Source organism: Ectothiorhodospira sp. 9100, from assembly GCF_022227565.1.
GTDB classification, from domain to species: domain Bacteria; phylum Pseudomonadota; class Gammaproteobacteria; order Ectothiorhodospirales; family Ectothiorhodospiraceae; genus Ectothiorhodospira; species Ectothiorhodospira marina.
In genome coordinates this window covers 1-507 of the sequence record NZ_JAJNAN010000142.1, presented here as the reverse complement: position 1 = coordinate 507, position 507 = coordinate 1, and the positions used below count along the sequence as shown (strand labels likewise).

At 62.5% G+C, this 507-nt stretch carries 1 protein-coding gene; it reads left to right on the top strand.

Going from position 1 to position 507, the window contains the following annotated elements:
• The coding region (locus LPW29_RS15355; protein WP_238628734.1) for a class I SAM-dependent DNA methyltransferase at positions 1-507 on the top strand (507 nt) is incomplete at both ends.

The window sequence follows — 507 nt, the reverse complement described above, 5'->3', positions numbered from 1 at the left end:
TTGCTGCGTGCCGCCGATCAGCCGTTCTTCAACGCCTCTCCGTTGAGCCTGGGTTCCCTCTCCGACACCCAGACCGGCGATGATCTGATGAGCTACGTGCAGTCGTTCAGCCGGGACGCGCGGGAGATCTTCGAGCACCTGGAGTTTGAGGGGTTCGTTCAGCAGCTCACCGCCAACAACCTGCTTTACCAGGTGGTGCAGCGCTTCGCCGCCATCGATCTGAGTCCGCAGCGGCTCTCCAACTACGGCATGGGGCTGGTGTTCGAGGAACTGATCCGCAAGTTCGCGGAAAGCTCCAACGAGACCGCCGGGGAACACTTCACCCCCCGGGACATCGTGCACCTGACCACCTCCCTGATCCTCACCGGCCAGGAGGACCGGCTGCAACCGCACCGGATCGTCACCGTGTATGACCCAACAGCAGGGACGGGGGGCTTTCTCTCAGAGAGCGACGAATACATCCAGCAGGTCAGCCAGGACGTGACCGTGTCCCTGCATGGGCAGGAA